At 72.0% G+C, this 7328-nt stretch carries 5 protein-coding genes and 1 rRNA gene; 1 reads left to right on the forward strand and 5 read right to left on the reverse strand.

Annotation, left to right across the window (positions count from 1 at the left end; genetic code table 11):
• Nucleotides 1-100: 100 nt before the first annotated feature.
• The 3 genes from ACIPTO_RS28535 to ACIPTO_RS28545 all read right to left on the reverse strand — a co-directional run bounded on the left by ACIPTO_RS28535 (nt 101) and on the right by ACIPTO_RS28545 (nt 3334).
• The gene (locus ACIPTO_RS28535; RefSeq protein WP_401196768.1) at nt 101-1156 is read right to left on the reverse strand and encodes a FecCD family ABC transporter permease; all 1056 of its coding nucleotides are present in this window, start codon (nt 1154-1156) and stop codon (nt 101-103) included.
• Nucleotides 1153-2196 carry an iron chelate uptake ABC transporter family permease subunit gene (locus ACIPTO_RS28540; RefSeq protein ID WP_366321644.1) on the reverse strand — a complete coding sequence of 348 codons (1044 nt, stop codon included), beginning with the start codon at nt 2194-2196 and terminating at the stop codon, nt 1153-1155. Before ACIPTO_RS28540 ends, ACIPTO_RS28535 begins: the two co-directional genes overlap by 4 nt.
• A 109-nt stretch (nt 2197-2305) precedes the next feature.
• Nucleotides 2306-3334, reverse strand: a complete 1029-nt coding sequence (locus tag ACIPTO_RS28545; protein WP_401196770.1) for an HAD hydrolase-like protein — start codon at nt 3332-3334, stop codon at nt 2306-2308.
• A 72-nt stretch (nt 3335-3406) separates the two neighbouring features.
• Between ACIPTO_RS28545 and ACIPTO_RS28550 the strand changes: the two genes are divergently transcribed.
• Nucleotides 3407-4699: a DUF1015 domain-containing protein gene (locus ACIPTO_RS28550; RefSeq protein ID WP_401196773.1), complete on the forward strand. Its 1293-nt coding sequence runs from the start codon at nt 3407-3409 to the stop codon at nt 4697-4699.
• Nucleotides 4700-4781: 82 nt separating this feature from the next.
• On the opposite strand, the gene ACIPTO_RS28555 is transcribed toward ACIPTO_RS28550, so the two are convergent.
• Together ACIPTO_RS28555 and rrf are read right to left on the reverse strand one after the other, a co-directional pair.
• The gene (locus ACIPTO_RS28555; protein ID WP_401196788.1) at nt 4782-5708 is read right to left on the reverse strand and encodes a hypothetical protein; all 927 of its coding nucleotides are present in this window, start codon (nt 5706-5708) and stop codon (nt 4782-4784) included.
• A gap of 1527 nt (nt 5709-7235) precedes the next feature.
• Nucleotides 7236-7328 (reverse strand): 5S ribosomal RNA (rrf, locus tag ACIPTO_RS28560); the annotation flags it as partial.

The raw sequence follows: 7328 nt of genomic DNA on the forward strand, positions 1-7328 counted from the left end.
GCGTTTGTAGAGGCGTACGCAGAGGTGTCAGGGGAGGCGCTCGTGGGGGCGTGCGGGGAGGTGTTCGTGGAGGGGCCGGCGGGGACGTCCGTGGCGGCGCTCATATCCGGCCCGCCTTCCGCTCGGTGACGAGGAGCCACAGCAGGTAGACCCCGCCGAGGACGCCGGTGACCACGCCCACGGGCAACTGGTCGGCGCCGAACGCCCGTTGGGAGGCCCAGTCGGCGGTGACCAGCAGGGTGGCGCCCATGCAGAGCGAGGGCACCAGGTTGGGACCGGGCGAGCGGGTCAGACGGCGGGCGAGCTGCGGTGCCGTGAGCGCGACGAAGCCGACGGGTCCGGCGGCGGCGGTCGCGGCCGAGGTGAGCAGCACGGCGGCCACCAGCAGGAGCAGCCGTACGCGCTCGACGCGCACGCCGAGGGCGTACGACACGTCGTCGCCCATCTCCATCATCCGCAGCCCGCGCCCGTTGGCGAGGACGAGCGGCAGGAGCACGGCGCACAGCGCGAGCAGCGGCCAGACCTGCGTCCAGTCGCGGCCGTTGAGGGAACCGGTCATCCAGACGACCGCGCGGGCCGCGTCGACGAGGTCGGCCTTGGTGAGCAGATAGCCGTTGACGGCGGTGACGACGGCGGAGACGCCGATGCCGACGAGCACCAGGCGGTATCCGTGCACGCCCTGCTTCCAGGCGAGCAGATAGATCGCGAGCCCGGTCACCAGACCGCCGACGAGCGCCCCGAGGGTGACGGCGGTCGCGCTGCCGGAGAGCAGCACGATCATGACGAGCGCCCCGGCCGTCGACCCCTGCGAGAGGCCGAGCACGTCCGGACTGCCCAGCGGATTGCGGGAGATGGACTGGAACAGCGCGCCCCCGAGCCCGAGCGAGGCACCGACCAGGAGCCCGACGAGGACGCGGGGCAGCCGCAGTTCGTTGACGATGAACTCCTGTCCCGCGTTCCCGCCGCCGAACAGCGTCTTGAGGACGTCACCGGCCGGGAGCGGGAAGTCCCCGGTGCCGATCAGCACGACGCTCGCCGCGAGCGCGCAGACCAGGAGCAGGACGACGACCGTGACGGCGCGCGGGTCCAGGCGGAGCGAGAGGCCGCCGGTCCGTACGGCTCGGGTACGGAGAGCCTGAGTTGATGTGGCCTTCACAGCTGGGCCGTCCTCCGCCGTCGTACGAGATAGATGAAGACCGGCCCGCCGATGATCGCGGTGACGATGCCGACCTGGAGCTCCGCGGGCCGCGCGACCAACCGGCCGAGCACGTCCGCCGAGAGCAGCAGCACGGGCGACAGGATCGTGGCGTACGGCAGGATCCAGCGCAGGTCGGGGCCGGTGAAGGAGCGCACCACGTGCGGGACCATCAGGCCGACGAAGACGATCGGGCCGCAGGCCGCGGTCGCCGCTCCGCACAGCACGGTCGCAGAGAGCATGGCGAGCGCGCGGGTGCGGTTGAGGTCGGCGCCGAGGGCGCGGGCGGTGTCGTCGCCCATCGCGACCGCGTTCAGGGGGCGGGCGAGCAGCAGTGCGACGACCGTGCCGACGGCGAAGAACGGCGCGACCTGGGTGATCGTCGAGCCGGTGGCCGAGGCCAGCGAACCGACCGTCCAGAAGCGCATCTTGGAGAGCGCGGCGTCGTCCATGATCATGACGGCCTGGAGGTAGCCGTAGAGAGCGGCGCTGATCGCGGTGCCGGCGAGGGCGAGGCGTACGGGGGTGGCGCCCCGGCTGCCGCCCAGGAACCAGACCAGCGCGCCGACCACGGCCGCGCCCGCGAAGGCGAACCAGACGTAGCCGCTCAGCGAGGTGACGCCGAAGTACGTGATCGCGGTGACGACGGCGGCGGAGGCACCGGCGTTGATGCCGAGCAGACCGGGGTCCGCGAGGGGATTGCGGGTGAGCGCCTGGAGGACCGCGCCGGACAGGCCGAGCGCGGCACCGGCGAGCAGCCCGAGAACCGTACGGGAGATGCGGTCGCCGACCACGACGTCCGCATAGGTCCCCGAGTCGTGGAACAGGCCGTGCCACACATCCCCCAACGGCAGCGATTTCGCGCCGATCGCGATGCTGGCCAGGGCCACGAGGACCAGGAGTGCCACCGAGGCGAAGAGCCCAAGGACACGTATCGCCCGGTGGGTTGGGGGCGCGGGGGCGGTCTCCGCGCGCTGTTCTGGGGGACTGTCGACCAACACCAGGTTAGGTTAGCCTACCCTCGCATGTGACCCGGAGGCCGTGTCCCACTCGCCCGCCGTCCAGCGCCCTCAGAGACCGCGCCCCTCGTCCTCTCCCCCGTCTCCCCCGTCACAGCCCCAGCCGCGCCAGCGCCTTCTCGCCGTCCAGCGCGCAGGAGCCGTCGCCCGCCGCGGTCCAGGCCGCCGCGCACAGGGCGCGCAGCCCGTCCAACGCCTCGCCCTCACCGTCGAGTTCCAGCCGGTCACGGCCCGCCGTCGCCGTCCAGCCACCGCACCGGAAGCCGTCTCCCGCCTCGGTGACCTCGGGCTGCCCGGCGAGCATGCCCCGCAGATCGGCATCGACGTACGTCGGCCGGTGCTGCGGCGGCGCGGCCAGCAACTGCGGGCCGTCGGTCACGCCGGTCAGGACGAGCAGCGAATCCACCTCGCCGTTGAACGCCCCCTCGATGTCCGTGTCCAGCCGGTCCCCCACGACCAGCGGCCGCTCGGCACCGGTCCGCAGGATCGTCTCCTTGTGCATCGGCGGCAACGGCTTGCCCGCGACCTGCGGCTCGGCCCCGGTCGCGATCCGCACGACCTCCACCGCCGCGCCGTTGCCCGGGGCGATGCCGCGCGCGCTCGGGATCGTCAGGTCGGTGTTGGACGCGAACCACGGCACCCCGCGCGCGATGGCGTAACAGGCCTCCGCGAACCGCGACCACACCAGGTCGGGACCGCCGTAGCCCTGCACGACCGCCACCGGCTCGTCGTCCGCCGAGTCGACGGGCTCAAGACCGCGCTCGCGCAGCGCGACCCGCAGCCCCTCCCCGCCGATCACCAGCACGCGGGAGCCCTCGGGCACCTGCTCGCTGATCAGCCGGGCGACGGCCTGCGCAGAGGTGATCACATCGTCGGCGCCGGTCGGTATGCCCAGCTCGGTGAGGTGGTCGGCCACCGCGTCCGGGGTGCGCAGCGCGTTGTTCGTGACGTAGGCCAGCCGCATCCCGCCCGCGTGCGCGGTGGCGAGCGAGTCGACCGCGTGGGCGATCGCCTCACCCCCCGCGTACACCACGCCGTCGAGGTCGAGCAGCGCCGTGTCGTACGCCTCGCTCAGGGCCCGGCCACTGCCCTCGGGCCTCGTCCTGACGCTCTGGCTCATTCCACATCGCTCCTCGTTCGATCGCTTTCACCCGATCATCCCGCATGCCACTGACACACGTACGATGCCGGGATGAACACCGCAGGTCACTCGGAAGCAACGGAGCGCCGAGGCCTGGAACTCACCCCGTTCCGAGGCCTTCGCTACGACCCCGACCTGGTCGGCAGCCTGGCGGCCGTGACGTCCCCACCGTACGACGTCGTGGTGCGCCCCGACGGCGTGCACCATCTGCAGGACTCCGACCCGCACAACATCGTCCGGCTGATCCTCCCGCAGGCCACCACCCCCAGTGCCCGCAACGAACAGGCCGCCGACACCCTGCACCGCTGGCTCGCCGAGGGCGTCCTCACCACCGACCCCGAGCCCGGCCTGTACGTCTACGAACAGCACGACGGCAACGGCATGTTGCAGCGCGGTGTCATCGGCGCCCTGCGCCTGTCGGACCCCTCGGAGGGCGTGGTCCTGCCGCACGAGGACGTCATGCCGCACGTCGTCGCCGACCGCGCGGCCCTCATGCGCGCCACCTCGGCGAACTTCGAACCCCTGCTCCTGACGTACCGCGGCAACGGCACGCCGTCCGACACCACGACCGTCGTCGAACGCGTCGCCAAGGACCCCGCACTCCTGTCGACGACCACGGAGGACGGCTACAGCCACCGCCTCTGGTCGGTCACCGACCCCGCCGACCTGGCCCGCATCCAGCAGGACCTGGCCCACCACCAGGCCCTGATCGCCGACGGCCACCACCGCTGGGCGACCTATCGACGTCTACGCGCGGAGCACCCCTCCCCCAGCCCCTGGGACTACGGCCTCGTCCTCCTCGTGGACACGGCCCGCTACCCGCTCCGCGTGCGCGCGATCCACCGCCTCCTGCACGGCGTCCCGGTCACCACCGCCCTCGCCGCCCTGGAGGGCCTGTTCCGCGTACGGCACCTGGAGGTGCCCCTTCCGGAAGCCCTGGAAGCCCTCGCCGACGCGGCCTGCGAGGGCAACGCCTTCCTCCTCGCCGGCGACGGCGCCTTCCACCTGGTCGACCACCCGGACCCGGACCTCCTGGCCCGTACGATCCCGGCCGACCGCCCGGCCGCCTGGCGCACCCTGGACGCGACCGTCCTGCACGCCACTCTCCTGGACCACGTCTGGCACATCCCTGAGGACGACCCGGCCCGCATCGCCTACATCCACGACACCGCCGCCACGGTCCACAAGGCCGAACGGGACGGCGGCACGGCCGTGTTGATGCACCCCGTCCGCGAGGAAGTCGTCCGCGACCTGGCCCGCCAGGGCGTCACGATGCCCCGCAAGTCGACGTCCTTCGGCCCGAAACCGGCATCAGGACTGGTGCTGCGCGCGCTGGACGACTGAGCCGCGGCCCTCGACCCAGGAGACGCGAAAGGGCGGGACCCCGGGTGCCGGGGTCCCGCCCTTGTCACTTCACCGACGCGGGTCAGTTCTTGTCGTCGTCCTCTTTAAGAGGAGCATCGTTTTCGATGACGCCCTCCTTGACGACGTCGTCCTTGGATTCGGCCACGGCGTCGTCCTCGGTGCCGTCGTCCTCGTCATCCAACTCGTCGGCTACGGAGACGTCGTCCTGAAACTCGACCTCGTCATCGTCATCGTCATCGTCCACATCGACGTCGGCCTCGGCGTCCGTCACGGTGTCGCTCTCGTCCTCGTCGTCGTCCTCGACGAACGCGTCGACGAACTCGACCCCGTCCATCTCGGCGAGCCGGTCCGACGCGTCGGTGCTGCCGTCCTTGTCGGACTCGACGGCCTTGGCGAACCACTCCCGAGCCTCGTCCTCACGCCCGGCGGCGAGCAGGGCGTCGGCGTAGGCGTACCGCAGTCGCGCGGTCCACGGCTGCACGGTGTTGGAGGCCAGCTCCGGGCTCTGCAGCGTGACGATCGCCGCGTCGAGCTGGTCCATGTCACGCCGGGCGCCGGCCGCGACGAGCCGCATCTCGACCTGGCCTGCCTTGTCGAGCTTGTGCACCTCGGCGGCCCCGGCCATCTCCAGCGCCTTCTCGGGCCGCCCGAGCCCACGCTCGCAGTCGGCCATCACGGGCCACAGGTCCACGCTGCCGGTCATCCGCCGCGCGGCCCGGAACTCGGCCAGCGCCTCGCTGTACTTCTGGTTGGCGTACGCGGCGAACCCGGCCGCCTCACGCACGGCGGCGACACGCGACGCCAGGCGCAGAGCGATCTTGGAGTAGGCGTAGGCGCCCTCAGGGTCCTCGTCGATGAGCCGGGCGACCATCACCAGGTTCTTGGAGACGTCCTCCGCGAGCCCCTTCGGCAGGCTGAGCAGCTCCTGCCGTACGTCCTTGTCGATCTCCTCGCCCGTGACGTCCTCGGGGATCGGCAGCCGCTTGATCGGCTCACGGTCACGGTCCCGCTCGTCCCGGAACCGGCTGCCACCACCGCGGCGGTCGTCGCCCCGACGGTCGTCACGGCGGGGGTAGCCACCGCGGTCGTCGTCACGCCGGAACGCGGGACGGTCACCACGGCTGTCATCCCGACGGAAGCCACCGGGACGTCCGCCGCGCTCGCCACCACGGTCGTCGCGGCGGTCATCGCGGCGCGGTCCGGACGGACGGTCGTCACGACGCGGGGCAGCGGAACGGTCATCACGGCGGGAGTAGCTGCCACGGTCACCGCGGTCGTCGTCACGCCGGAAGGCAGGACGCTCACCCCGCTCATCACGACGGAACGGGGGACGCTCGCCCCTGCTGTCGTCACGACGGAAGGCCGGACGGTCCCCACCCCGGTCGTCACGACGGGGGGCGGCGGAGCGGTCGTCACGGCGGGGGTAGCTGCCACGGTCGCCCCGGTTGTCGTCACGCCGGAAGGCAGGACGGTCACCGTCACGGCGGTCGTCACGGCGATCGTCGCGCCGGAAGGGCGGTCGCTCACCACGGCTGTCGCCTCGGTTGTCGCTGCGGTCGTCACGACGGAACGGCGGACGCTCACCACGGCTGTCATCACGCCGGAAGCCGCCACGATCGCCGCCGCGGTCATCCCTGCGGGGGCCGGCGAAACGGTCGTCCCGCCCGCGGAACCCACCGCGATCGCCACTGCCGCGGTCATCGCTACGACGGTCATCGCGACGGTCGTCACGGCGGGGGTAGCTGCCACGGTCGCCGCGGTCGTCGTCACGCCGGAAGGCAGGACGCTCGCCCCGGTTGTCGCCCCGGTCATCACGGCGGAACGGCGGACGCTCACCGCGACTGTCGTCACGCCGGAAACCGCCACCGCCGCCACGGTTGTCGTCACGCCGGAACGGAGGCCGCTCACCACGGCTGTCATCGCGCCGGAAGCCACCACGATCGCCCCGGTTGTCGTCGCGGCGATCACCGCCACGGTTGTCGCCGCGGTCGTCACGCCGGAACGGCGGACGCTCACCACGGCTGTCGTCACGACGGAAGCCACCGGGACGCCCGCCGCGCTCGCCACCACGGTCATCACGACGGGGGCCGGACGGACGGTCGTCACGGCGCGCACCCGCGGGCCGGTCGTCGCGACGCGGGCCGGCGGACCGGTCGTCCCGTCCGCGATAACCACCGCGATCGCCACCGCTCCCGCCACGGTCGTCACGGCGAGGGGCGCCACCACGGCTGTCGTCACGGCGGCCGTAGCCCCCGCGATCGTTGCCACGGCTCGGGCCTCCGCGGTACCCGCCACGGTCACCGCGGTCACCACTGTCCCGTCGCCGCTCCTCGCGCTCGGGTCGGTCCTCGGGAGAGTTGGTGGACATCGGTGACTCCTGTCTTCGGTACCGCAAGTCATTCTCGCGCAGCCAGCTACGCGGCGCGCTCCGGACTGTGTTTCTGAAAGTTTCTGGAAAAACAAAAGGACCCCTGGTCCCAGCGTGAACGCTGGGACCAGGGGTCCTCCAAAGATTGTTCGGCGGCGTCCTACTCTCCCACAGGGTCCCCCCTGCAGTACCATCGGCGCTGTAAGGCTTAGCTTCCGGGTTCGGAATGTAACCGGGCGT

The sequence above is a fragment of the Streptomyces sp. NPDC090083 genome (genome assembly GCF_044747445.1).
GTDB lineage: Bacteria > Actinomycetota > Actinomycetes > Streptomycetales > Streptomycetaceae > Streptomyces.

Excerpts from the sequence above, each read along its gene's own strand:
- ACIPTO_RS28545 (WP_401196770.1), bottom strand. The coding sequence starts at position 3,334 with ATGAGCCAGAGCGTCAGGACGAGGCCCGAGGGCAGTGGCCGGGCCCTG.
- ACIPTO_RS28550 (WP_401196773.1), top strand. The coding sequence starts at position 3,407 with ATGAACACCGCAGGTCACTCGGAAGCAACGGAGCGCCGAGGCCTGGAA.